This window comes from Anaeromyxobacter sp. SG66, assembly GCF_022690805.1.
GTDB classification, from domain to species: Bacteria; Myxococcota; Myxococcia; order Myxococcales; family Anaeromyxobacteraceae; genus Anaeromyxobacter; species Anaeromyxobacter soli.
Window position 1 is genome coordinate 94,317 of the sequence record NZ_JALCZC010000001.1, and the last position, 23,244, is coordinate 117,560.

A 23,244-nucleotide genomic window follows, 5' to 3' on the forward strand; every position below is an offset into this window, starting at 1 on the left:
CGCTTTCGGGCAGGCACGGCGTGCTCGAGATCGTCCCCCGCGCGAAGCATCAGGCGCTCGGCCGCGGAGTGGCACATCGTGAAGCTTTCCTGCACGGGCCATCCGCGATCGACCTCTTTCGAGACTGCCGTGCCGCGCGTAGGTTCCCGTTCGATGACGACGGGGATGGAGAGCCGCCACAGCATCGGCGTGAGCCGAGGTTGAGCGAAGCACCGGAAGGAGCACGAGATGCAGAAGCGCAAGCTGGGAAGGAGCGGACTCGAGGTCTCGGCCATCGGCCTCGGCTGCATGGGGATGAGCTTCGCCTACGGGACCCCACCGGACAGGAAGGAGATGATCGCGCTCCTCCGCGCCGCGGTCGATCGCGGCGTCACGTTCTTCGACACCGCCGAGGCCTACGGCCCCTTCACGAACGAGGAGCTGGTCGGCGAGGCGCTCGCGCCCGTCCGCGACCGGGTCGTCATCGCGACGAAGTTCGGGATGAAGCTCGGGACGATCGGAGTGGACAGCCGGCCCGAGCACATCCGCGAGGTCGCCGAGGCGTCGCTCCGGCGGCTGAAGGTCGAGACGATCGACCTCCTTTACCAGCACCGCGTGGATCCGGACGTTCCCATCGAGGATGTCGCGGGCACGGTGAAGGACCTCATCCGCGCTGGCAAGGTGAAGCACTTCGGCATGTCCGAGGCCGGCGTGAACACGATCCGCCGCGCGCACGCCGTGCAGCCTGTCACCGCGGTCCAGAGCGAGTACTCGCTGTGGTGGCGGAGGCCCGAGGAGGAGCTGCTCCCGACGCTCGAGGAGCTCGGCATCGGGTTCGTCCCGTTCAGCCCGCTCGGCAAGGGATTCCTGACGGGGAAGATCGACGAGAAGACCACGTTCGAGAAGAACGACTTCCGCAACATCGTGCCCCGCTTCTCCCCGGAGGCGCGCAAGGCGAACCAGGCGCTCGTAGACCTCCTCGGCGTCATCGCGGCGGGCAAGCAGGCGACCCCCGCGCAGATCGCGCTCGCGTGGCTCCTCGCGCAGAAGCCCTGGATCGTGCCGATCCCCGGGACGACGAAGCTGCACCGGCTCGAGGAGGACCTCGGCGCCGCGAACGTCGAGCTGACCGCGGACGACCTCCGCGCCATCGACGAGGCCGCGTCGAAGATTCGCGTGGAGGGCGCGCGGTACCCGGAGGAGCTCGAGAAGAGGACCGGGCTCTAGCGGCTCGTGTTCGGAGATAGCCAACCATGAAGAATCAGATTGCGAAGCGGCCGCCCGAGCGCGAGCCGGATTCCCACGACACGACGACCCTGAGCCGGCGCGGCTTCATGTGGACGGGCGCCCTCGCCGCGGCGGGCGCAGGTGCCGCCGGGTTGTTCAAGCCGTCCACGGCGGGAGCCGCTCCAGGCGTCGAGAGGACGAGCTACGGACAGGGCCCGTTCCCGGTCGAAGGAATGGCCCTCTACTCGTCCCAGGGCCCGCACAAGCCGATGAAGTTCCAGCGGCGCGCGCTCGGGCCGAAGGACGTCGCGATCAAGCTCCAGTACTGCGGCATCTGCCACTCCGACATCCACCATGGGCGCGAGCACTGGCGGAAGGAGACGTTCCCGCTCGTCACCGGGCACGAGCTGGCCGGGGTGGTGGTGGCGGTCGGCTCGAGCGTCAGCAAGTTCAAGGTGGGCTCTCGCGTGGGGGTGGGCTGCATGGTGAACTCCTGCCGCCACTGTGGTCCGTGCGAGGCCGGCATGGAGCAGTACTGCGAGAACGGCAGCGTCCTCACCTACGGGTCGAAGGACCGCGACGGCTCGCTCACGCAGGGCGGCTACTCGACCTTCGACGTCGTGGACGAGGACTTCGTCATCGCGATCCCCGACGCGATCGACCTCGCGCACGCTGGACCGATGCTGTGCGCCGGGATCACCGTCTACTCTCCTTTCCGGAGGTGGAGCGTCGGTCCCGGGAAGAAGGTCGGCGTCGTCGGGCTCGGCGGCCTTGGTCACATGGCGACGAAGATCGCCGCCGCGATGGGCGCCCAGGTGACGGTGCTGACGACGTCGAGAGGCAAGGTCGACGACGCGAGGCGGTTCGGCGCGAAGACCGTCATCGTGAACGATCAGGGAGCGGATCTGGCGAAGTACCGGCGGTCGCTCGACTTCATCCTCGACACGGTCCCGTACCAGCACGACCTCGAGCGGCTCATTCCGCTGCTGAAGATGGACTCCACGCTGTGCATGGTCGGCGTCGGCAAGACCACCGAGCCTCACCAGATCGGCCCGTTCTCGCTCCTGAGAGATCGCACCTCGTTCGCGAGCTCGCAGATCGGCGGGATCCGGGAGACGCAGGAGCTCGTGCAGTTCTGCGAGCTTCACGGCATCAGGCCGGAGATCACCAAGGTCCCGATGTCCAGGATCGACGACGCCTGGACCAAGGTGGTCGACAAGGCGGCGCGCTACCGCTTCGTCATCGACATGACGAACGCCTGACGACGATCGCGAGCGCACCATGAAGCAGGTCATCGCCGTCGCGGCGTTGACGTTGACGTCCCTGGCCGCGTGCAGCGCCCACTCGAGGATCGAGATGAACTCCACCCGAAACCGTCCGGTCGCTCATCTGACGGAAGCGGCCGTCCGAAACCACGAGCAGCTGTTTCCCGGGTACGAGTCCAAGCTGAAGGAGACGGACCCGGAGTTGATCGAGATCTTCGACAACTTCGCGTTCGACGAGGTTCTCCGTCACGGGAACCTGGACCCGAAGACGAGGGTCATGGTCATCCTGGCGTCGACGATCGCGAGCCAAGCCTCGAGCGAGTACAGGATGATGCTCGGCGGAGCGCTGAACGTGGGCGTCACCCCGGTCGAGGCCAAGGAGATCCTGTACCATGCCGTCCCCTACGTCGGCATCGCCAAGGTCGTCGACTTCATCCACACGACCAACGAGGTGCTGCGGGCCAGGGGCGTGGAGTTGCCGCTGGAGGCTCAGTCCACGACGGCGCCGGAGAACCGGCGCGCGAGGGGGCTGGCCCTCCAGAAGGAGATCTTCGGGGGTCGCATCGACGAGCTGTACGCGGCCGCGCCCGCCAATCAGCGCCACGTCCAGGAGCTCCTTTCCGCGAACTGCTTCGGCGATTACTGGACCCGGGGTGGCCTCGATGCCAGGACGCGGGAGCTCCTGACGTTTTCGATGCTGGCGGCGCTCGGGGGCGCCGAGCCTCAGCTCAAGGGGCACATCCAGGGCAACGTCAACGTCGGAAACGACAAGGAGAAGCTCATCGCGGTCGTGACGCAGCTTCTTCCGTACATCGGCTATCCTCGGGCGCTCAGCGCGCTGACTTGCGTGAACGAGGTCATCCCCGAAGCGCAGCGATAGCGTCCCCATGGCCTTCACTCCGCTCAACGCCCTGAGCTCCTTCATCGCGGTGGCGCGCCGCAGGAGCTTCGCGGCCGCGGCGAGGGATCTCGGGGTGTCCACCTCCGCGCTCAGCCAGTCGGTCCGGCAGCTCGAGGCGCGGCTCGGCGTGACGCTGCTCACGCGGACCTCGCGGACGGTGGCGCTCACGGACGCTGGGCAACGCCTCGTCGAGAACGCGGGCCCGGCGGTGGATCAGGCGCTGGAGTCGCTGAAGACGGTGTCCGCTCGCCCGGGAGAGATCACGGGCCGCGTCCGGCTGTCGGTCCCGACGGTGGCGGTGTCGCTCGTCGTCGCTCGCCTGCTGCCGAGGTTCCTGGAGCGGCATCCGAAGGTGGAGGTCGAGGTCCAGGCCGAGAACCGCTTCGTGAACATCGTCGCCGAGGGCTTCGACGCGGGCATCCGCCTGTCGGAGGCCATCGAGCGCGACATGGTCCAGGTCCGTCTCACGCCGCCCGGGCGCTTCGTCGTGGTCGCGGCTCCGTCGTACCTCGAGCGCCGCGGGGCGCCGCAGAGGCCAGAGGACCTCCTCCAGCACGACTGCCTCTGCATCCGCACGGACGTCGGCGGCGCGCGGTACGCGTGGGAGCTCGAGCGCGGAAAGAAGGAGTGGCGCGTGCCCGTCCACGGATCGGTCACGACGAACGACCCCGAGCTCATGCGGCTCCTCGCCGAGGCGGGAGTGGGCCTCCTCTACTCGTTCGAGCCCCTGGTGGCAGACGAGCTGCGCCGCGGCGCCCTGCGCATCGTCCTCGAGGACTACGCCGCCGCGGTGCCCGGGTTCTTCCTGTACTTCCCGAGCAGATCGCAGGTGTCGCCGGCGTTCAGGGCGTTCGTGGACGTCGCGCGCGAGCTCTCCGTCGGCTCGAAGCAGCGCGTGCGCTGACCGGAAAGAGGTCCAGAGGACGCGGGCGCGGCCGGGGCAAACGCTCGGAGCAGAGCGTCCTACCCCTGCAGGGACGGTGGGGAGCGCAGCGTAATCTTGCGCGTGCCCGCCGGACGCTACATGGAGGCCTTCGAGGCTACGCGGGAGGCGCTCGTGAATCAGTGCCAGGTCATCGTCGTGGGGGGCGGCATCGGGGGGAGCGCGGCGGCGCTGCGCGCAGCGCAGCACGGGCTCACGGTCGCCTGGATTCGCGGCGACGCGGGGACCGCTCGCGCGAGCCGGGCCCGTTACGTCTACAACGTGGACAACATGATCGGCGTCTCGGGGGGCATCGTGCAGCGAAAGGTGCTCGAGCTGCTCTCGGGCCCCGAGCACGCGGCCGCGCGCGAGGCGATCGCCCGGGCTCACTTCCACATCGGCGTCCCGGAGATCGTCGAGGACGTGACGCTTCGGCTGACCGCCGACTTCGCCGACGTGGCCACGCTGATCGACGAGAAGGCCATCGCGGCGCGTGCAGGAGACACCGGGTTCGTCGTCGAGACGGACCGCGGCCAGGGCCTCCGCGCCGGCGCGGTCATCCTCTCTACCGGCGTGATGGACCGCCAGCCGCGCGTGAAGCTCACCACGAAGGGCGGCAAGGTGGTGGACGACATCCGCTGGATCTATCCCTGGGCCAACGCGGAGTCTCTCCTCTACTGCATCCTCTGCGAGGGGCACCTCGTGCGCGGCACGCCGGTGGCGGTGCTCGGGGCGAGCGACGCCGCCGCTCAGGTCGCGCTCCTCCTGCACGAGCGCTACGGTGTGGCCGTCGTCCTCCTCGGAAACGGCGAGGCGCTCGAGGCCAGGCCGGAGACGCTGCGACTCATGGACGCCTACGGGGTGGCGTTCCATGGAGCGCGGCTCGTCGAGATCCTGGACGGCGAGAGCGGCCGGAAGGGCGAAAGCCTCCGCGGGTTCCGCCTCGAGGATGGCACGCAGGTACCGGCGAGGTTCGGGATGGTCGCCATGGGGCTGCACCGCGTCTACAACGACCTCGCCCTCCAGCTCGGCGCGGAGCTCGACGCCGGCGACGGTCCGGAGGACGCCCGCCACGTGCTCGTCGACGACGCGACGAGCGAGACGAGCGTACGCGGGCTCTTCGCGGTGGGGGACATGAGCCGGCACCGAAGCGGCACCCCATCCCTGAAGCAGATCTACACGGCGCAGGAGTACGCGGTCCGCGCCGTTCAAGCGATCGACCGGCGCGAGCGCGCGGTCCGCCGCGCGCGCGTCCTCGAGCGGCGGTGACGGGGCTCGCGCTCCGGGCGCCGCGAGCCGACCAGATCGTGCCCGAGGCGGGCCGGTGATGCTCTGGGGTCTCGCGGGCGTGCCTCCGCGATCGCTCATCGGGGCGATTCGATCGGCATCCGTGGCGCTTCCGTCGCGGGCGCCGGGCTCCTTTGACGCGAGGCGGAAACGGGAATACCATGTTCGCGTTTCGACCTCGCGAGGAGGCGTCTCATGGCGAAGTTCCGCGGTCTTTCCCGGCTCGACGGGGTCGGGCAGGCGGCGCTGGTCGCGCGCGGCGAGCTCACCGCGTCCGACCTGCTCGATGCGTTCGCCGAGCGGCTCGAGGCTCTGAACGCGCTGCTGCGGGTGGTCCCCGCCGTGGACCTCGAGCGCGCGCGCGCGGCGAAGGTGCCGCCCGGACCGTTCGCCGGCGTGCCGTTCATGGTGAAGGAGGTGACCCCGTACCCGGGCCTGCGCTGGTCATGTGGCTCGCGGGTGTTCGCCGGCAACGTCGCGGGGCCCGAGACTCGCACCCCGTACATCGGCCGTATCGATGAGAGCGGGCTCGTCACCGTCGGAAAGTCCGCTGCCTCTGAATTCGGGCTGCTGGGCAGCACGGAGACACTCCTCGAGGGCGTGACGCACAACCCGTGGGACCTGTCGCTGTCGGCCGCGGGCTCATCCGGCGGGGCCGCTGCAGCGGTCGCCGCCGGGATCGTTCCTCTCGCCCACGCGAACGACGGCGTCGGGTCGATCCGGATCCCCGCCTCGGTGTGCGGCCTCTTCGGGTTCAAGCCGAGCCGGACGCGCTGCGTGCCGGCGAGCCTCCCTTCCGAGTTCGGCGCCCTCGTCTCCGACCACTGCGTGAGCCGCACCGTTCGCGACAGCGCCCTGTTCCTCTCCGTGACGGAGGACCGGGCCGGTCCGCTCCCCGCCGTAGGGTACGTGCGGGAGCCGCTCGCGCGTTCGCTGCGGATCGCGACCTGGACGCGCACCCTCCTCGGCGAGGAGCCGGAGCCGGCGGTGCGCCGCGCCGTGGACGACGCGGCTGGGCTCTGCGCGGCTCTCGGACACCGGGTCGAGCCCGTCGCTTCGCCCGATCTCGACGGCGCGGCTCTCGGCGACGCTTTCTTCATCGTCGCCGGGGCGGCGGTGGCCGGCCTCGTGGAGCTGGTGGACCGGCTGCGAGGACACCCGGTGCAGCGGGACGAGCTCGAACCGTTCAGCTGGGCGCTCGTCGACGAGCTCGAACGCCGGGGCCCGGGCGCGCTGCCCGCGGCGCGCGCGGCGTTCGCCGCTGGCACCGAGCGGTACCTCGAGACGATCCGCGGCTTCGATGCGGTCCTCACGCCGACGCTCGCGACGACGCCCTGGCGCCTTGGCCACCTCTCCCCGGTCCTGCCGCGCGAGGAGCTGCTCCGGCGGACCGGGCGCACCGTCGGCTACACGCCCATCCACAACATCGCGGGCTGCCCGGCGATGTCAGTGCCGCTGCACTGGACCGACGAGGGCGTCCCCATCGGCGTCCACTTCGCCGCCGCACCGGGCGCGGACGCGCTCCTGCTCGGTCTCGCCCATCAGCTCGAGGAGGCGCGCCCCTGGGCGGATCGCTGGGCACCCTTCTCCTACCCGCGGCTGTTCGAGGCCTGATGCCCCAGGTCCTCAAGGACGAGGTGCGCGCGCGCATCGAGACGGCCGCCCTCCAGATCTTCGCGGAGCGCGGGTACGCCGGCGCGAAGATGACCGCCATCGCCGAGCGCGCCGGGGTCGGAACGGCGAGCACGTACCGCTACTACGCCGGGAAGTACGAGCTCTTCCATGCGCTCGTCACGCCTGCGCTCGCCGAGGAGTTCGAGTCGCTGCTCGACCGACGTGTGCGCGCCCTCTCCCGCGCGTTCCGGGCGGAGGCGACCCGGGGCGCCGACGACATCGGCGACGAGATGCTGCGCTTCTGGGCGGAGCACCGGCTCGCGGTCGTGATCCTGCTCGACCGCGCCGCGGGGACCGACTACGCCGCGTTCGGCGCGCGCTTCGTGGAGCGTCTCGTCGCCTCGACGCTCGCCGATCTGCATCCGCGTCGCGGCGCAAGCGCGGCCGCGCGCTTCGTGCTCGCCCGGATCTTCGACAACACCCGGCGGATGCTCGCGGCGATCCTGGAGGCGCACGCCGACGAGCGCGCGCTCCGCGAGGCGATCGAGGCATTCTGGAGCTACCAGATCCCCGGGCTGCTGGGGTTCGCGCGCTGGTCCAATCGTCGCCCCCGACGCCGGCTGTCCCCGAGCGAGCGGCGCGTGCCGCCCGTCACCGTGCCTCGTCCCTGAGCGCCGTGCAGATCGCAGGCGGGACGTCGAGGCGTACCCGCTCGACAAGGAGGCGCTGTTCCAGGCGGGCGACGTCAGCTGGCACCTCAGCGAGACCGGCGAGTCGATCGCGTACTTCGAGCGCGAGCGCGACCTCAACGCCTGGACGAGCTCCTGCGGGCGTGGCGGCGCGCGGACGCGAACGCGCCGCTCCTTGCGGACGCGCGGTCGCTCGAGGCGCGGCTCGCGCGGGCCCGTTAGCGCCGCCACGTCAGCGCGCGGCAGCCGCCTCGTCCGGACCGAGGGGCTGGAAGTTCAGCTCCTCCCGGTCGAGCTCCTGCTCGACGCGCTGGAACGCCGCGTCGCCGATCGTGCCGTCCGCCCGCAGCGCGAGAATCCGGCTGCGCGCGGCGGCCGTCGCCTTGCGAACCAGCTCCGTCCCGACGTCGGGCCCCTCCCCTTGCCCATTCGCCCCGATCGCCCCGCCGGCGTGGTCGGCTTCGGCGCGGCGGAGCAGCACCTCGTAGCGGCGGAGCAGCATGCTCGACAGGTCGTCGCCGGGCGCCTCTCCAGCCGCCGCGAGCGACGCCCGCAGCGCCTCCACGCGAGCGAGGCGCAGCTCTCGCTCGATCTCGCCGTCGTCCCGCAGCCGCAGCGCGCTCATCAGAGGCCGGAGCGTCAGCCCCTGAACGACGAGCGTGCCGAGCACGACCGAGAACGCCGTGAACAGGATCAGGTCGCGGTACGGGAACGCGGCCCCGCCGCCTCCTCCCGCGGGAAGCGCGAGCGCCGCGGCGAGCGTGACGATCCCGCGCATCCCGCACCACCCGACGACGGCCGCCGCGCGGGGCGACAGCCCGACGGCGTCGCGGCGCGGCTCCTCGCCCTCGGCAGCGGGGCGGCACCGCCACCGGCTGACCGCGGCCGCGCCGGAGACCCAGGCGATGCGCGCGAGGATGGTCGCGGCGCAGACCGCCGCCGCGACCAGGGCGTAGCGAGCCAGCGTGACCGCGTCGAGCCGGCCCAGGATCGCCTTGAGCTGGAACCCGACGAGGATGAACGCGAGCACGTTCAGGACGAAGACCGCGAACTCCCACACCGCGTACGACGGGACCCGGACGCGCGCGGGGACGGAGCGCGACGCGGGCCGCGTGCTCGCCATCGCGAAGACGACGACGGTGAGGATGCCCGAGAGGCGGAGGCGCTCCGCGATCATCCACACGGCGAACGTGCTGCAGAACTGGACGACGACCGCGATGGGGGCGTCCAGGATCCGGACGGTGAGCGGGATGATCACGCGCGACAGCACGTACCCGAGCACCACGCTGCCGGCGGTCACCACGACCAGCAGCGGGATGGCCTTCACCGGGGACACCGAGCCCGCGAGCGCGGCGCCGAGCGCGAGCCGGAAGACGAGGAGCGCGGTCGCGTCGTTGAAGAGGCTCTCGCCCTCGAGGATCACGAGGAGGCGGTGCGGCGGCCGGAGCTGCCCCAGCACCGCCATCGCGGCGGCCGCGTCGGGCGGAGCGACGATCGCGCCGAGCGCCACCGCGGCAGCCCACGGCATGCCCGGCACGACCGCCCGGGCCACCACCGCCACGAGGGCGACGGTCAACGCGACGGCCCCCACGGCGAGCCCGGCAACGGACCGCCAGTTGGCGCGAAGATCGCGCGCGGACGAATCGAACGCGGCGTCGAGGAGCACCGGCGCGACGAAGAGCGTCAGCGCCAGGTCGGGCTCGAGCACCAGCGTCGGAGTGCCGGGGACGAGCGCCAGGGCAGCGCCGGCGAGCGCCAGCATCGCGGGGTACGGCGTCCCCAGGCGCCGCGACAAAGCGGTCAGGCCGGCGCCCGCGAGCAGCAAGGCGATGACGATCTCGAAGACGACCATGCCGTAGGCTTGCGCGGCAGCACACGCGTTCGCAATTCCGGCTCGGGCCCGACCGCGGCGTGAGCCGCCGCTCTCGTGCTCGCCCGGCTGACCGACGGGCTGCTGGATCGTTCAGGATTTGCTGGACGCTGCATCCCAACCCCTCCTCGCGGGCAGCCGCGTGGCATCGCGTTCATGAAGCTTTCCTGAACGGCCCATCCACTTCTCGCCCGTTTCGCGGGGCTCGGCGCGCGCGTAGGTTTCACGGCGTCGCCCGGCTCCGTGCAGGGCCGCAGCGCACCCCGAAGGGAGAAACAGTCCATGTTCCACGCCAAGGCCTACTCCGCGGCGAGCGCGACCGCGCCGCTCGCCCCTACCACCATCGCCCGTCGCGATCCCACCCCGCATGACGTGCAGCTCGAGATCCTGTTCTGCGGGATCTGCCACTCCGATCTCCACACTGTCCGGAACGAGTGGAGCAGCCTGATGTCCACGGTGTACCCGTGCGTTCCCGGCCACGAGATCGTCGGTCGCGTGACGAGGGTCGGTTCCGCCGTGACGAAGTTCGCGCCCGGCGACCTCGCCGCCGTCGGCTGCCTCGTCGACTCGGACCGCACCTGCCCCGAGTGCCAGGCCGGGCTCGAGCAGTTCTGCCCCGGCCAGGTCCTCACCTACAACGCGCCGGACAAGCACCTCGGCGGCGTCACCTACGGTGGCTACTCGGACGGGATCGTCGTCGACGAGCGCTTCGTCCTGCGTGTCCCCTCGAACCTCGACCTCGCCGGCGTCGCGCCGCTGCTCTGCGCCGGCATCACGACCTGGTCGCCGCTGCGCCACTGGGGTGTCACGAAGGGGAAGAAGGTCGGCGTCGTCGGCATCGGCGGGCTCGGCCACATGGGCGTGAAGTTCGCCCGCGCGCTCGGCGCTCACGTCGTCGCCTTCACCACCTCCCCCAGCAAGAAGGAGGACGCGCTGCGCCTCGGCGCGCACGAGGCCGTCGTGTCGCGCAACGCCGACGAGATGCGGAAGCATGCGGCCAGCTTCGACTTCATCCTCGACACGGTCTCCGCCGAGCACGACCTCAACGCGTACGTCCAGCTCCTCCGGCGCGACGGCACCCTCACGCTCGTCGGCGCGCCGGAGAGGCCGTCCGCCCTCGCCGCCTTCGGGCTGATCCTGGGCCGCCGCAGCATCTCCGGCTCGCCCATCGGCGGCATCCCGGAGACGCAGGAGATGCTCGACTTCTGCGGCAAGCACGGCATCACCGCCGACGTCGAGGTGATCCCGGCGCAGAAGGTGAACGAGGCCTACGAGCGGATGCTGCGGTCGGACGTGAAGTACCGCTTCTCGATCGACATGGCTTCGCTGAAGGCGGAGTAGGCCGCCGAGGCCGGCGACATGAACCTGCTCGCAGCGATCGTCTCCCTCTCCGTCCTCGCTCCACCGCCCGCGCAGTACGGTCGGTGAGCCCGTCATGGCGAAGCGTCCTTACGTGATCTGTCACATGGTCCCGTCCGTCGATGGACGGATCGTCACCGACGGCTGGCGCCTGCCGCAGGGGCTCCTCGCGGAGTACGAGCGCACCGCCGCGTCGTTCGAGGCGGACGCCTGGATCATCGGCCGCGTCTCGATGGAGCCTTACGCCGGGAAGGCGAGGCTACCGGCGGCCACGCGCGGTGCCCGCCTCCCGCGGACGGACTTCGTCGCGCGCTCCGACGCCCCCTCGTACGCCGTCGCGATCGATCCCGGCGGGAAGCTGCGCTGGGAATCGGGCGCGATCGACGGGGAGCACGCCGTGACGGTGCTCACGGAGCAGGTCCCGGATCGCTACCTCGCGTTCCTGCGCGCGCGCGGCGTCTCCTACCTGTTCGGCGGAAAGAGCCGGATCGACGTTCCCACCGTGCTCCGCAAGCTGCGATCCCGGTTCGGAATTCGACGGCTGCTCCTCGAGGGCGGCGGAAAGATCAACGGCTCGTTCCTGGCAGCCGGCGTCATCGACGAGCTCAGCGTCCTCGTCGCTCCCGTCGCCGACGGCGGGGTCGGCACGCCGACGCTCTTCGACGCGCGTGAAGGGCCCGGGCCGGCGCGACACCTGAAGCTCGTGTCCGTCGAGCGTCGTCGCGGCGACCTGCTCTGGGTCCGGTACCGGATCCGGAGCTCGGGCCACAGGTGAATGCGCCCGAGACCACCTCCGCTGACGACCGCCCACGCTCACCGGCCCGTCTCGGCACCGCGCGGTTGCGCGGAGGCCTGCACGCTCGGAGTCCGTCCCGTCCGGGTCTCGCGCACCAATGATTCACTTGCTACATCAACGACACAGTTGAGCGCCTTGAAGAAACGTGAGAGTCCCCCCGCCCGGCCGGAGGCGCGCTGGATGCTGCTGATCCACCAGATCCCGCCGACACCAGCCTATCTGCGGGTCAAGATCGGCCGGCACCTGGCTCGCATCGGGGCGGTCGCGATCAAGAACTCGGTCTACGCCCTGCCCTACGACGACGAGTCGCAGGAGGACTTCCAGTGGGTCCTTCGCGAGGTCGTCAAGGGCGGCGGCGACGCGTCGATCGTCGAGGCCCGGTTCATCGAAGGCCTCTCCGACGAGCGGGTGATCGAGCGGTTCCAGTCGGAGCGCGAGGCCGACTTCCGCCACCTCGCGGAGCAGGCGCGCGCCATCGCGGCAGCTTTTCCGAAGCGAGGCGTCGTTCCCGAGGACCGCCGCGCCGAGCTCGCAAGGCAGGTTGCACGCCTCCGCCAGCGCGCGACCGAGCTCGCCGCGATCGACTTCTTCGGAGCACCCGGGCGCGAGGTCGTCGATGGCCTCCTGTCCGGAATGGAGGCACGCATGAGGTTCGTCGAAGGAACGGAGCCGGCGAAGGCGTCGCTGGCTCGTGAGCAGCACCAAGGCCGCACCTGGGTGACACGCACCGGGATCAAGGTGGACCGGATGGCGAGCGCATGGCTCATCCGGAAGTTCATCGATCCGGAGGCGCGCTTCAAGTTCGTCCCGGCGAAGGGGTATCGCCCGGAAGAGGGCGAGCTTCGCTTCGACATGTTCGAATCGGAGTTCACTCACGAGGGCGAGCTGTGCACGTTCGAGGTGCTCGTGCGGCGATTCGGCCTCACAGATCCCGCCCTCCGCGCGATCGCCGAGATCGTCCACGACATCGACGTGAAGGACGCGAAGTACGGCCGCGAGGAGGCGCCTGGCATCGGGCAGCTCGTCGCGGGCATCGCTGCCGCGCATGCCGACGACGAGCAGCGCCTCGCCCGCGGCACGGCGCTGTTCGACGACCTGTACGCCGTGCACAGCGGCGCCGCCAGGCACTGATCGCTCGACGCGCAGAAGGAGAACTCACCTTCTGGAGGTGGCGGCTGAACGTCGTCGTCGTCGTGGCGGCGGGGGGAGCGCTCGGCCTTCTCCGCGCCTTCGCTCCAGGCCTCTTCGGAGGAGCGCTCTCATGCGGGACGGATCCAGCCGGTCGTCACACGGCGGGCAGCACCATTCGAAAGACGCTCCCGTCTCCCTCGGTGCTCTCGACCTCGATCCGGCCGCCGTTCGCCGCGATGACCGACCGCGCGATGGCGAGGCCGAGCCCCATTCCGCCAGCTTGCCTCGCCCGGTCGGCGTCCACCCGGTAGAAGCGCTCGAAGATCCGCTCAAGGTGCGCCGGTGCGATCCCGGGACCGGTGTCTCTCACCTCGACGGCTGGCTCACCAGAAGGCAGGACCTCGACCACCACACGAATCGAGCCGCTCTGCGGCGTGTACTTGATCGCGTTGTCCAGGAGGTTCACGACTCCCTGCCGGACCAACGCCGGATCGCACCGCGCCTGAACCGCGGGAGGGGCGTCGACCGTCAGCTCCTGCCCCTTCTCCTCGGCGAGAACTCGGAGGTGCTCCGCAGCGCTCGTCGCGAGCGCGCCCAGATCCACCACCGCCTGCGCAGCCTGGATGCGTCCCGCGTCGGCGCGGGTCAGGAGGAGCAGGCCCTCGACGAGCCTCGTCAGCCGTTCGACTTCCTCCAGCATGCTGCCGATGACCTCGCGGTAGGCTGCCGGATCGCGCGCGCCCTGCAGCGCCACCTCCCCCACGCTCCGCATCGCGGTGAGCGGCGTCCGCAGCTCGTGCGAGGCGTCGGAGGTGAAGCGGCGGAGGCGCTCGAACGCGTCATGCAGCCGGGCCAGCGTGTCGTTGAACACGCCCGCCAGCTGGCCGAACTCGTCGCGAGGGTCTTCGACCGGCAGCCGTGCCTCGAGCGACTCGGCGGTGATGCGCCGAGCGTGCCTGGCCATGGCGCCGACTGGCGCCAGGACGCGGCCGGCGAGGAGGTACCCGCCTGCCAGCGCGCCGATCGCGGCGCAGGGGATGCCGAGCGCGAGAATGAGCGCGAGCCGGCCCAGAGCGCGGAGAGTGAGCGCCTCGTCGGTCGCGACCGCGATCCGGAGCTCGTGCCACGACCTCGTCTCGATCCGATAGGAGTGCCCTTGCGGCGAGGACCAGGTGGCCGGCACGGCCTCGGTCAGCGCCGCCCGGTCGAGCCCGATCCTCGTCCAGGCAGCCGTTCGATAAAGGACGCTTCCGGCGTTGGTGACCTCGAAGAGCTCGACACCGGCGCGGGTCTCGACCTCCGCGAGATCGTAGTCGGCCTCCCGATAGGTTCGCTCGATCGTCGCGACGTCGCGCGCCAGCCGGGCATCGAGATCGCGGAAGAGCTGGGCTCGGACGAGCGCGTAGACCGCTCCGGAGAAGGCGCAGACGATGAGGGTCAGCACGCCCGCGTGCCACAGCGCGAGACGTGCGCGGACGCTCTGCGGCCGGAGCGTCATCGCGGCTCCATGCCCAGCACGAAGCCGACGCCACGGATGGTGTGGACGAGCTTCCTCGGGAACGGATCGTCGACCTTCCGGCGCAGCCGCGCGATGGTCACGTCGATCACGTTGTCGAGCGGCGTCGCGCGCGCGGTCACCTTCCAGACGTCCCGCGCGAGCATCTCGCGGGAGACCACGCGCCCCTGGTGGCGGAGCAGGTACTCGAGGATCTCGAACTCCTTGGCCGTGAGCTCCAGCGCCCGCGAACCGCGCTCGACGGCTCGACTCACGGGGTCGAGCTCGAGGTCTTCGTGCCGGAGCTTCGACGCCGGATCGAGCCTGCCGCGGCGGAGCAGGGCCCGGATGCGAGCCAGCAGCTCGGGGAAGGCGAAGGGCTTCACGAGGTAGTCGTCCGCGCCGACGTCGAGGCCCAGGACCCGGTCCTCGACGGTGTCCTTGGCCGTGAGGATCAGCACCGGGGTCTGAAGACCGCGAGCCCGGAGCGCTGCGAGGATCTCGAGGCCGCCGCGCTGCGGGAGCATGAGATCGAGCAGGATGAGATCGAACGACTCGTTCGAGACGAGGAAGAACCCGTCCTCCCCGCTCGCCGCGACGCGCGTCTCGAAGCGCTCGGCGCCGAGCCCGTCGGCGAGCGCCCGCGCCACCTTCGTCTCGTCCTCGACGATCAGGACTCTCGGGGGAGCTTCGGCATGCACGATGGGAAGTATAGCGGCGCCATGGCAGACGAATCCTGACAGCGCTGTCAGGGAGTCTTCAGGAGCTCCGCGAGCGCGATTGCCCCATCCTTGGCTCTCGCGGAGCGGCTCGCTCCGACCGAGGAAAGGGAGATGTCCAATGCTTCGAACGATCGGTGTTGTTGCGCTGGCGTCCGTCGCGCTCGCAGGACCGGCGCTGGCGCAGGCCGCTGGGAAGACCTGGGACTTCCAGGGAGATGCCGTGGGCTCACCGCCCGCCGGCTTCTCCTTCGGCCGGACGGGCGAGGGCCGTTCCGGAAAGTGGGTCATTCAGCTCGACGCCTCCGCCCCCGCCGGCGATCACGTGCTGGCCCAGGTCGATGAGGACGGGACCGACTCCCGCTTCCCGGTGGCGGCCGCCGACGCACCCTTGCTCAGGGATCTTCGCGCCGAGGTCCGGTGCAAGCCGGTCGCGGGGAAGGTCGACCAGGCCTGCGGACTCGTCATCCGCTACCGCGACGCGGACAATTACTACCTGGCCCGGGCCAACGCGCTCGAGGACAACGTGAACCTGTACCGCGTGGTCGACGGGCGGCGCCGGCAGATCAAGGGCTGGAGCGGACGGGTCGTGTCCGGGGCCTGGCACACGCTGGCGGTCGAGGCGCGCGGCAACCGGCTCCAGGTCTCCTGGGAAGGGAAGCCGATCATCGACGCGACGGACGACACGTTCAAGGACGCCGGGAAGGTCGGTGTGTGGACGAAGGCCGACTCGGTCACGTCCTTCGATGCGCTGTCGGTGACCGGGCTTCCATAGCGCCTCTCGCTGCCGCTGATTCTCCGTCCCGCAGCTCAAACGACAGGAGCCTTATCGTGAAGACCCTCACCGCCGTCCTCGCCTCGCTCGTCCTCACGGGGTCCGCTGCCCGAGCGCAGGCACCCGCACCCACCGGTCCCGCATCCCCCGCGCCCGCTGCCCCTCCGACCGCACCCGCGGCCCCGGCCATCACGCCGTCCAGGGACTTCCCCAAGGGGACCGCGACGCCGTCCGCCGACTGCGGCGCCTGCCATCAGGCCATCTATCGTGAGTACGCCGAGGGGTTCGGGAGCGACATGCGATACCCCGGCGTCAGGCTGCGCGCGCAGGGTGACAAGGTCCTCGAGATGCCCGCCGGCACGTCGGTCGCGGCGAGTGCGCACGCCGTCTCGGGGACCGATCCGTGGCCCATCCACGCGCGAGAGGCCGAGGAGGAAGGCAAGAAGTGCAACGTCTGCCACTTCCCGCAGCCGTTCGCGATTCCGGAGCGCACCGCGCTCGAGATCGTGAAGCCGGCACCCCGCGCTGAGGCGCAGGGCGAGGGCATCACCTGCGCCTCCTGCCACCTGACCCCCGAAGGGAAGATCCGGGGGCCGCACAAGGTCGACGCGCCGCACGCGACCCTCGCCGACGAGCGCATGTCGAGCTCGGAGATGTGCGCGTTCTGCCATTCCATGGGCAAGCGCGTCCCGGGCAAGCAGACCCAGACCTATCTCGAGTGGCGTGACGACTTCGCCGCGCCGGGTCTCGGTCGCCAGCAGTGCCAGGACTGCCACATGCCGCGGACGCAGCGAAAGACCGCCGAGGGCGCGGACGTCCCGGTGCGCGCGGTCGCGCGCCACCTCTGGACCGGCGGTCACTCCGGCCAGCGGCTCGGCAGTGCCCTTTCGCTCGTCATGCTGCAGCCGCAGCAGGACCGCGCGAACGTGGAGCTCCACGTGATCAACGTCGGCGCTGGGCACTCCGTCCCCACCGGCTCGAACCGGCGTGCCATCTACCTCCAGACGCGGGTCCTCGATCGCAAGGGGAAGGTCCTCGCCACGCGCGAGTGGATGTTCGCGACCTGGTACGGCCCACGCCCCGACGACCGGTCCTTCCTGGAGGAGGACAAGAAGCGTCCCGACCACATCGCCGCGACCCAGGCGGACGAGCAGGGCCCGCACGAGGCGCCTGTCCGGGCCGGCGAGGAGCGGGTCCTGACCTGGCAGCCCGAGCTCCGCGACGGCAGCTACGTCCTCGAGGCGAACCTCGTGTACGACCTCAACCGTTACAACGACCGGACGTTCAAGGGAGACCAGCGGGAGATCTCGCGGTTCACCTTGCCGCTTCAGGTGAAGGCGGGCCACTGAGGAACGACGGTCGTGAGAACGACATCGTGGATTCGGCGCGCTCTCTTTCTCTCCTGGTTCGCGCTCGCAGCGGCATGGCCACTCACGGCGAGCGCGTACCGACCGTTCAACTCGACGGACGCCGCGGTGGCAGCGAAGGGTGAGATGGAGATCGAGTTCGGGCCTCTCGGGTACCTGGTGCGGGGGCCCGACAAGACGCTGGTCGCGCCGAGCCTCATCCTCAACTGGGGCTTCGCGGATCGCTGGGAGGCGGTGCTCGAAGGGCGCCATCTCGTGCACCTCGGAAGCGACCTCCAGGAGCCGCGCTTGCGCGTCGAAGACACCGCCTTCTCGCTGAAGGGGGTCCTGCGCGAAGGCAGCCTCCAGCAGAAAAATGGGCTGAGCGTCGCGACGGAGATCTCCGCCCTGCTCCCCACCGTCAACGGCGACCCCGGCGTCGGGGCAGAGGGCGCGCTCGTCGTGTCACAGCGCTGGCGTGATCTCACCGTCCACGTGAACGGCGCCGGCGTCTGGACCCGCGCGCACACCCCCGGCGTGTTCGGCGGCGTCATCCTCGAAGGTCACGCCGCCTGGCCCGTTCGCCCCGTCGCGGAAGCATTCGTGGAGTGGGAACGTGACGAACCGACGACGGTCTCCGGCCTCGTCGGATCGATCTGGCGCGTTTCGGACGGCCTCTCGCTCGATGCCGGCGTGCGACTCTCGCGCGCCGGCGGGATCGACATCACCGAGATCCGCGCCGGGCTGACCTGGGGTTTCAGCGTGGGAGTCCCGAGATGATTCAACGCCGATCGCTCTTCTGCCTCGCCCTCGCCTTGGCGGCCGCCGCCGGCTGCCGGAGCCGCTCGCGCGAGGTCGTCGTGTATCTGTCGATCGACCAGGTCTTCACGGAGCCCATCCTGCGCGACTTCGAGCGCCAGAGCGGCGTGAAGGTCCGGGCCGTCTTCGACACCGAGGAGACGAAGAGCACCGGGGTCCTCAACCGGATCATCGCCGAGGCGAGGAGCCCACAGGCCGACGTGTTCTGGTCGGGGGACCCCGTCCGACCGCAGCTGCTCGTGAAGCGGGGGCTCGCTCAGGCGTACGTCTCGCCGCAGGCCGCAGCGGTACCGCCGGCCTTCAAGGCAGCCGACGGGACCTGGACCGGTGGCGCCGCGAGGGCGCGCCTCCTCCTCGTGAACAAGACCCGCATGAAGCCGGACGAGATGCCTCGATCCGTTCGTGACCTCGCGGACCCGAGGTGGAAGGGCCAGACGGCGATCGCGAACCCGCTCTTCGGCACGACCACCATGCACGTCGCCGCGCTCGCGGACGCGTGGGGCGATGACGCGCTGAAGGCCTTCCTCACGCGGCTCAAGGCGAACGGGTGCCGGATCGCGAGCTCGAACGGCGAGGTGAAGCGCCTCGTCGCCTCGGGCGAGGTGGCCTTCGGCCTCGCCGACACCGACGATGCGGCCGAGGCGCTCCACGACGGCGCGCCGATCGAGATCGTCTACCCCGATCAGGATGGGATGGGCACCCTGCTGATGCCTACCGCGGTGGTGTCGCTCGCGGGGCCACACGCCGAGGAGGCGCGGAGGCTCGTCGATTACCTCCTCTCCGCTCCCGCCGAGCAGAAGCTCGTCGACGCCGCCGCGCACATCCCGCTGCGGGCCGGTGTCGACCCTGCGCCGGGTGGAAAGCGTGCGAGCGAGATCAAGACCATGCAGATCGACTACTCGAAGGTCGCCGACACGATGGAGCGGCTCCAGCCATGGCTCCGGGAATGGGCTGGGCTATAGCGCTACGGCGCCGGGAGGAGCCCCTCCTCCTCATCGCGGCCGGGATCACCCTCGCCGCGCTGGCGCTCGCGCCAATCGTGTTCCTGGGCTGCGAGCTCGCGAAGGGCGACGCTCTCCGCCACGCGGCGCAAGCGCTCTCCGCGCCCCGGACCTGGGGCCTCTTCCTGTCATCCTTCGGGCTCGCATCCGGCGTGACCGTCCTCTCGCTCGCGGTGGGGCTGCCGCTGGGGTTGCTGCTCGGCCGCGCGGACGTCCCGCTCCGGCGCGTCGCGCTCTGGCTGCATGCGTTCCCGCTGTTCGTGCCGCCCTTCCTGCTCGCGCTGGGGTGGTTCCATCTGTTCGGCCGCGGCGGCCTCGTCGGCTCCGACCTCGGCGCTCGCATCCTCTTTTCTGCGCCGGGGGCCGTCCTCGTCCTGGCGCTCGCGCTCGCGCCAATCGCCACCTCGCTCGCCGCCGTCGCCCTGCAGGGCGTCGATCCGACGCTGGAGGAAGCGGCGCTCCTCGTCGCGGGACCCCGACGCGCCGCGACGTGGATCCTCCTCCCGCTCATCCGGCCGGCCGTCGCGCTCGCGGCGCTGATCGTCTTCTCGCTCGCGTTCTCCGAGCTCGGCGTCCCGATGTTCCTGCGGGTGGCCGTCTACCCGGGAATGGTCTTCTCGCGGCTCGGAGGCGCCGACTACGCGCCCGGAGAGGCCTTCGCGCTGGCGCTGCCGCTCTTCGCGGTCGCCGTCGGGCTGCTCGTCTTCGAGCGACGCGTCGCCGGACGGCGATCCTTCGCGGTGCTGGGTGCGCGGAGCCGCGAGGTCCCCGAGCTGCATCTCGGCCGCTGGCGCCCCGCCGCGACCGTCTTCGTGGCCGCCGCGGCGCTGCTGCCCCTCGCGCCCATCGCGGCGCTCGCCGCCCGGGCCGCCCGCGGCGGCGGCTTCGCGGAGCTGCCGCGGTGGATCGGGACGAGCGCGTGGAACAGCCTTCTCGATGCGCTGATCGCAGGGACGTTGGTCCTCGCGCTCGCCGTCGTGATCGGTCACGCCGCGGCGCGACGCCGCCGCTTCGGCGTGGGGCTCGACGCGCTCGCCGTGCTGGCGTTCGTGACGCCGGCTTCGGTGCTGGGCGTGGGCCTCATCGCCACCTGGAATCGCCCCTCCCTCCAGGCCGTCTACGGTACGAGCGCCATCGTCGCCCTGGCGTTCGCGGCGCGGTATGGCGCCGTGGGCCTCCGGACCGCGGCGGTGTCCTTTTCGCAGGGGTCGGAGCACTACGAGGAGGCGGCGGCGATCGCCGGCGCGCGCTTCTTTCGCCGCCTGGGCCGGATCCTCGTACCGCTCCACGGGCGCGGGCTCGCAGCGGCGTGGCTCCTCGCCGTCGTCTTCTGCCTGCGAGACCTCGAGACGGCGGTCCTGCTCTATCCGGCGGGCCAGGAGCCGCTGACGGTCCGGATCTTCACGCTCGAGGCCAACGGGCCGGAGTCGGTCGTGGCGGCGTTGTCGTGCGTCCACGTGGCGATGACGGCCGCGGTGCTCGTCGCAGGATCCGTTCTTCTCTTTCGGAGGAAGGCGTGAGCACGTCCATCGAGCTCGACGGCGTCGCCGTGCTTCGCCAGGGTCGAAAGGTTCTCGACGAGGTCTCGTTGCGGGTGCCGGCCGGCGCGATCCTCTCGGTCCTCGGCAGCTCGGGGTCGGGGAAGACGACTCTCCTGAGAGTCGTGGCGGGCTTCGTCCGTCCGCAGTCGGGCGTCGTGCGCATCGGGGACGCGCTGGTGAGCGAGCCAGGGCGGATCGTGATCGCGCCCGAGGAGAGGGAGATCGCGATGGTCTTCCAGGACCTCGCCCTCTGGCCCCACCTCACGGTCCACGGGAATCTCGCCTTCGGGCTCGCTGGAAGAAACGTGACGCGAGCCGAGCGGGAGGACCGAATCGCCGCGATCCTCGCCCGCGTCGGCCTCTCCGCAAAGGAGCGTCGCCATCCCGGCGAGCTTTCAGGTGGCGAGCGCCAGCGCGTCGCCATCGCCCGGGCGCTCGTGCTCGACCCGCGCGCGGTCCTGCTCGACGAGCCGCTCTCGAACCTGGACGTCGGTCTCAAGCAAGAGCTGCTCTCGTTCTTTCGCGAGCTCCTCGGCGAACGCAAGGCCACCGCTCTTTATGTCACTCACGATCCGCGGGAGGCGCAGGCGCTCGGGGATCACACGGCGGTTCTCGACGAGGGGCGGATCGTCCACCTGGGCAGCCTGGACGGACTGCGCTCGCGGACGGACCTGCCATTCGCCAGGCAGATCCTGCAGGCGCTCGCGTAGACACAGCTCGGCACGCCCGAGCACCTCGAGCTGCGGCAGAGCCGGAGATCCCCGAAAGGATCATGCTCGCCGGTCCACCGCGACGCCATCGTGGTCGACCTGCACCTCGACACCCCGCAGCGGCTCCTCGACCGGCGCTTCGACCTCGGCGAGCCGCTCCGCGATTTCGGCCAGGTGAATCTCGAGACGCCCCGCCGCGGGAACGTCGGCGCCGTCTTCTTCGTGCTCTGGCACGCGCCGGAGCTACCGGAGTCCGGCGCACACGCCCGCGCGCTCGCCGACCACCGCCGGAACCTCCCCGACGACCTCGTCCGCGCCGTCGCCGCGAACGGCGGCGTCGTCGGCGTCAACTTCCACTCGGCCTTCCTGGACGCCGCACACGCCGCGCGCGTCGCCGCCGCCGAGAAGGCGCACGCGCCCGTGCTCGAGGCGCTCACCCGCTCGCTCGAGAACGCCGACCTCGTGACGAGGATGTGGTCGCCGTTCCTCCACCGCCGCACTGCTCGCGCGCGGTCACTCGCCCGACGACATCCGCAAGATCCTGGGCGGCAACTCCTGCGTGTGCTCCGCGACGTCGAGCGCGTCTCCCGCGAGCTGGGCGGGAGCGCGCGGTAGGCTCTCGAACAGCGGAGGCGGCACGCACGACGCGCTCGCTGCGAAAGCCGAGCTGGGGGAACGCGCCCATGACGGGCGCGTCCCGCAGCGACTCAGGCGAAGTTCAGGACGAGGACGAGGACGACCGCGAGGACCCCTCCGATTCCGACCGTGAGCTTCGTCCCGAGCGACCAGGTGCTCCAAGAGTTGTTGGCTGACATCTGACTCCTTCTCATCGGCGCAGTACCGCGGCCGTGTGGCCACGATGTGCTCTTTTCACGCGCAACGATAGCCGCGTCGCGAGATGGTGGCCCGATGGGGCGGATGCGAGCGGCCGGCTCGAGCCGTTTGCGGCTCGGATCGCGAAACCGCGCGCGCTCGCTCGAAGCCGAAGAGGAGCTCGGTCGCGCTCGCCTTCCGGCGCCGCCAGGTGCCTCGTCGATTCGAGAGTTCGCCTCGGTCATCCGAAGCATGAACCCCCATGCCTGGGATCGGCGCATCATGGCGGGCTCACTTAGCGTGCGCATACCGTCGTCGGGCTACTCGGCGAGCCGGAACCAGATCGCGCCGTTGAGGTAGCGCGGTGCGGCTCCCGGGTCCGGACACGGGTAGCGCACCCAGTCGCCGTACACGGCGAAGCTCGAGTACGTCGCGACTCCGATCGCGGCATGGTTCACGCCGTACACGACGACCATGTCGTCGTCGCCGAGCGTGAAGTCGGACGGCCCGCCGTCCTCCGCGGTCCTGAAGTACGGGGTGTCGGAGCTCTCGCCGAAAGTTGAGCGCCCCCGCCGGCTTCGCGGTGCGGTTCTCGAAGTCGTGCGCCGTGCCTCCGGGCGCGATCACGAGCGAACCCTTCGGCGCGTCGATCCACGCGCCGCCCACGAAGAAGCTCATCGTCCCCTCGATCACGAAGAAGACGTCGTCCTCCTCATGCTCGTGCGCGCCCGGACCGCGCGTGTATGGCTCGAGCCACCACTCCGAGATCGAGTACCGCCTGCGCGTCTCTTCGCCGTCCGCCTTGAAGACGGCGTGCACCGGGCCCATCGCGTACGCGCGGCCTGCGCCCGGAGGGAGACGGATGGGAGCGCGCTTCTTCTCGCGTGGCATGACCCAGTGGTGTTAGCGCGGTGCCACGTTGCGCGCTACGAGGGCGCTGCGTGCCCCACGCTGATGCTTCGCGGTCCTCGGCGACACGGAGCGC

General features: G+C 70.7%; 21 protein-coding genes and 1 pseudogene. 17 read left to right on the forward strand and 5 right to left on the reverse strand.

The window, feature by feature from the left end; translation table 11 throughout:
• Window positions 1-228: 228 nt before the first annotated feature.
• The 7 genes from MNZ39_RS00405 (at window position 229) to MNZ39_RS00435 (ending at window position 7,866) form a co-directional block, all read left to right on the forward strand.
• Window positions 229-1,206 (forward strand): aldo/keto reductase, encoded by a 978-nt coding sequence (locus tag MNZ39_RS00405; RefSeq protein ID WP_242333013.1) that lies wholly within the window; start codon window positions 229-231, stop codon window positions 1,204-1,206.
• A gap of 26 nt (window positions 1,207-1,232) precedes the next feature.
• Window positions 1,233-2,468 (forward strand): NAD(P)-dependent alcohol dehydrogenase, encoded by a 1,236-nt coding sequence (locus tag MNZ39_RS00410; protein ID WP_242333015.1) that lies wholly within the window; start codon window positions 1,233-1,235, stop codon window positions 2,466-2,468.
• Between the two features lie 19 nt (window positions 2,469-2,487).
• Window positions 2,488-3,351: a carboxymuconolactone decarboxylase family protein gene (locus tag MNZ39_RS00415; protein WP_242333017.1), complete on the forward strand. Its 864-nt coding sequence runs from the start codon at window positions 2,488-2,490 to the stop codon at window positions 3,349-3,351.
• Between the two features lie 7 nt (window positions 3,352-3,358).
• Window positions 3,359-4,276, forward strand: a complete 918-nt coding sequence (locus tag MNZ39_RS00420) for a LysR family transcriptional regulator (protein ID WP_242333018.1) — start codon at window positions 3,359-3,361, stop codon at window positions 4,274-4,276.
• Between the two features lie 102 nt (window positions 4,277-4,378).
• A complete protein-coding gene (locus MNZ39_RS00425; RefSeq protein WP_242333020.1) occupies window positions 4,379-5,563 on the forward strand; it encodes an FAD-dependent oxidoreductase in 1,185 nt (394 codons plus the stop codon).
• Between the two features lie 213 nt (window positions 5,564-5,776).
• Window positions 5,777-7,195 (forward strand): amidase family protein, encoded by a 1,419-nt coding sequence (locus MNZ39_RS00430; protein WP_242333022.1) that lies wholly within the window; start codon window positions 5,777-5,779, stop codon window positions 7,193-7,195.
• A complete protein-coding gene (locus MNZ39_RS00435; protein ID WP_242333023.1) occupies window positions 7,195-7,866 on the forward strand; it encodes a TetR/AcrR family transcriptional regulator in 672 nt (223 codons plus the stop codon). Before MNZ39_RS00430 ends, MNZ39_RS00435 begins: the two co-directional genes overlap by 1 nt.
• A gap of 250 nt (window positions 7,867-8,116) precedes the next feature.
• Here the strand turns inward: MNZ39_RS00435 and MNZ39_RS00440 are convergent, their stop codons facing one another.
• A complete protein-coding gene (locus tag MNZ39_RS00440; protein WP_242333025.1) occupies window positions 8,117-9,736 on the reverse strand; it encodes a sodium:proton antiporter in 1,620 nt (539 codons plus the stop codon).
• Between the two features lie 300 nt (window positions 9,737-10,036).
• Between MNZ39_RS00440 and MNZ39_RS00445 the strand changes: the two genes are divergently transcribed.
• The 3 genes from MNZ39_RS00445 to MNZ39_RS00455 all read left to right on the forward strand — a co-directional run bounded on the left by MNZ39_RS00445 (window position 10,037) and on the right by MNZ39_RS00455 (window position 13,040).
• Window positions 10,037-11,095, forward strand: coding sequence for an NAD(P)-dependent alcohol dehydrogenase (locus MNZ39_RS00445; RefSeq protein WP_242333027.1), 1,059 nt, complete (start codon window positions 10,037-10,039; stop codon window positions 11,093-11,095).
• 94 nt (window positions 11,096-11,189) lie between these two features.
• Window positions 11,190-11,888 carry a RibD family protein gene (locus MNZ39_RS00450; RefSeq protein WP_242333029.1) on the forward strand — a complete coding sequence of 233 codons (699 nt, stop codon included), beginning with the start codon at window positions 11,190-11,192 and terminating at the stop codon, window positions 11,886-11,888.
• Window positions 11,889-12,089: 201 nt separating this feature from the next.
• Complete coding sequence (locus MNZ39_RS00455; RefSeq protein ID WP_242333031.1) at window positions 12,090-13,040, forward strand: chromate resistance protein ChrB domain-containing protein; 951 nt, start codon at window positions 12,090-12,092, stop codon at window positions 13,038-13,040.
• Window positions 13,041-13,194: 154 nt separating this feature from the next.
• Here MNZ39_RS00455 and MNZ39_RS00460 read toward each other — a convergent pair whose 3' ends face one another.
• Both MNZ39_RS00460 and MNZ39_RS00465 read right to left on the reverse strand, forming a co-directional pair.
• Window positions 13,195-14,538: a cell wall metabolism sensor histidine kinase WalK gene (locus MNZ39_RS00460; RefSeq protein ID WP_242333033.1), complete on the reverse strand. Its 1,344-nt coding sequence runs from the start codon at window positions 14,536-14,538 to the stop codon at window positions 13,195-13,197.
• Window positions 14,535-15,236, reverse strand: coding sequence for a response regulator (locus tag MNZ39_RS00465; RefSeq protein WP_242333035.1), 702 nt, complete (start codon window positions 15,234-15,236; stop codon window positions 14,535-14,537). Before MNZ39_RS00465 ends, MNZ39_RS00460 begins: the two co-directional genes overlap by 4 nt.
• A 139-nt stretch (window positions 15,237-15,375) precedes the next feature.
• Between MNZ39_RS00465 and MNZ39_RS00470 the strand changes: the two genes are divergently transcribed.
• From MNZ39_RS00470 to MNZ39_RS00500, 7 genes are all read left to right on the forward strand, one after another.
• Window positions 15,376-16,029: a hypothetical protein gene (locus MNZ39_RS00470; protein ID WP_242333037.1), complete on the forward strand. Its 654-nt coding sequence runs from the start codon at window positions 15,376-15,378 to the stop codon at window positions 16,027-16,029.
• Between the two features lie 56 nt (window positions 16,030-16,085).
• Window positions 16,086-17,378 carry a NapC/NirT family cytochrome c gene (locus MNZ39_RS00475; RefSeq protein WP_242333039.1) on the forward strand — a complete coding sequence of 431 codons (1,293 nt, stop codon included), beginning with the start codon at window positions 16,086-16,088 and terminating at the stop codon, window positions 17,376-17,378.
• 144 nt (window positions 17,379-17,522) lie between these two features.
• Window positions 17,523-18,155 carry a hypothetical protein gene (locus tag MNZ39_RS00480; protein WP_242333041.1) on the forward strand — a complete coding sequence of 211 codons (633 nt, stop codon included), beginning with the start codon at window positions 17,523-17,525 and terminating at the stop codon, window positions 18,153-18,155.
• Window positions 18,152-19,156 carry an extracellular solute-binding protein gene (locus tag MNZ39_RS00485; protein ID WP_242333043.1) on the forward strand — a complete coding sequence of 335 codons (1,005 nt, stop codon included), beginning with the start codon at window positions 18,152-18,154 and terminating at the stop codon, window positions 19,154-19,156. The genes MNZ39_RS00480 and MNZ39_RS00485 overlap by 4 nt, the downstream gene beginning before the upstream one ends.
• Window positions 19,129-20,715, forward strand: coding sequence for an iron ABC transporter permease (locus MNZ39_RS00490; protein ID WP_242333045.1), 1,587 nt, complete (start codon window positions 19,129-19,131; stop codon window positions 20,713-20,715). The genes MNZ39_RS00485 and MNZ39_RS00490 overlap by 28 nt, the downstream gene beginning before the upstream one ends.
• On the forward strand, window positions 20,712-21,446 hold the full coding sequence (locus MNZ39_RS00495) for an ABC transporter ATP-binding protein (RefSeq protein ID WP_242333047.1): 735 nt from the start codon (window positions 20,712-20,714) through the stop codon (window positions 21,444-21,446). The genes MNZ39_RS00490 and MNZ39_RS00495 overlap by 4 nt, the downstream gene beginning before the upstream one ends.
• 90 nt (window positions 21,447-21,536) lie before the next feature.
• The gene (locus MNZ39_RS00500; RefSeq protein WP_242333049.1) at window positions 21,537-22,061 is read left to right on the forward strand and encodes a membrane dipeptidase; all 525 of its coding nucleotides are present in this window, start codon (window positions 21,537-21,539) and stop codon (window positions 22,059-22,061) included.
• Window positions 22,062-22,579: 518 nt separating this feature from the next.
• On the opposite strand, the gene MNZ39_RS00505 is transcribed toward MNZ39_RS00500, so the two are convergent.
• Window positions 22,580-22,735, reverse strand: a complete 156-nt coding sequence (locus tag MNZ39_RS00505) for a hypothetical protein (RefSeq protein WP_242333175.1) — start codon at window positions 22,733-22,735, stop codon at window positions 22,580-22,582.
• A gap of 100 nt (window positions 22,736-22,835) precedes the next feature.
• A pseudogene (locus MNZ39_RS00510) lies at window positions 22,836-23,150 on the reverse strand (cupin domain-containing protein); the annotation flags it as partial.
• Window positions 23,151-23,244: the final 94 nt, after the last annotated feature.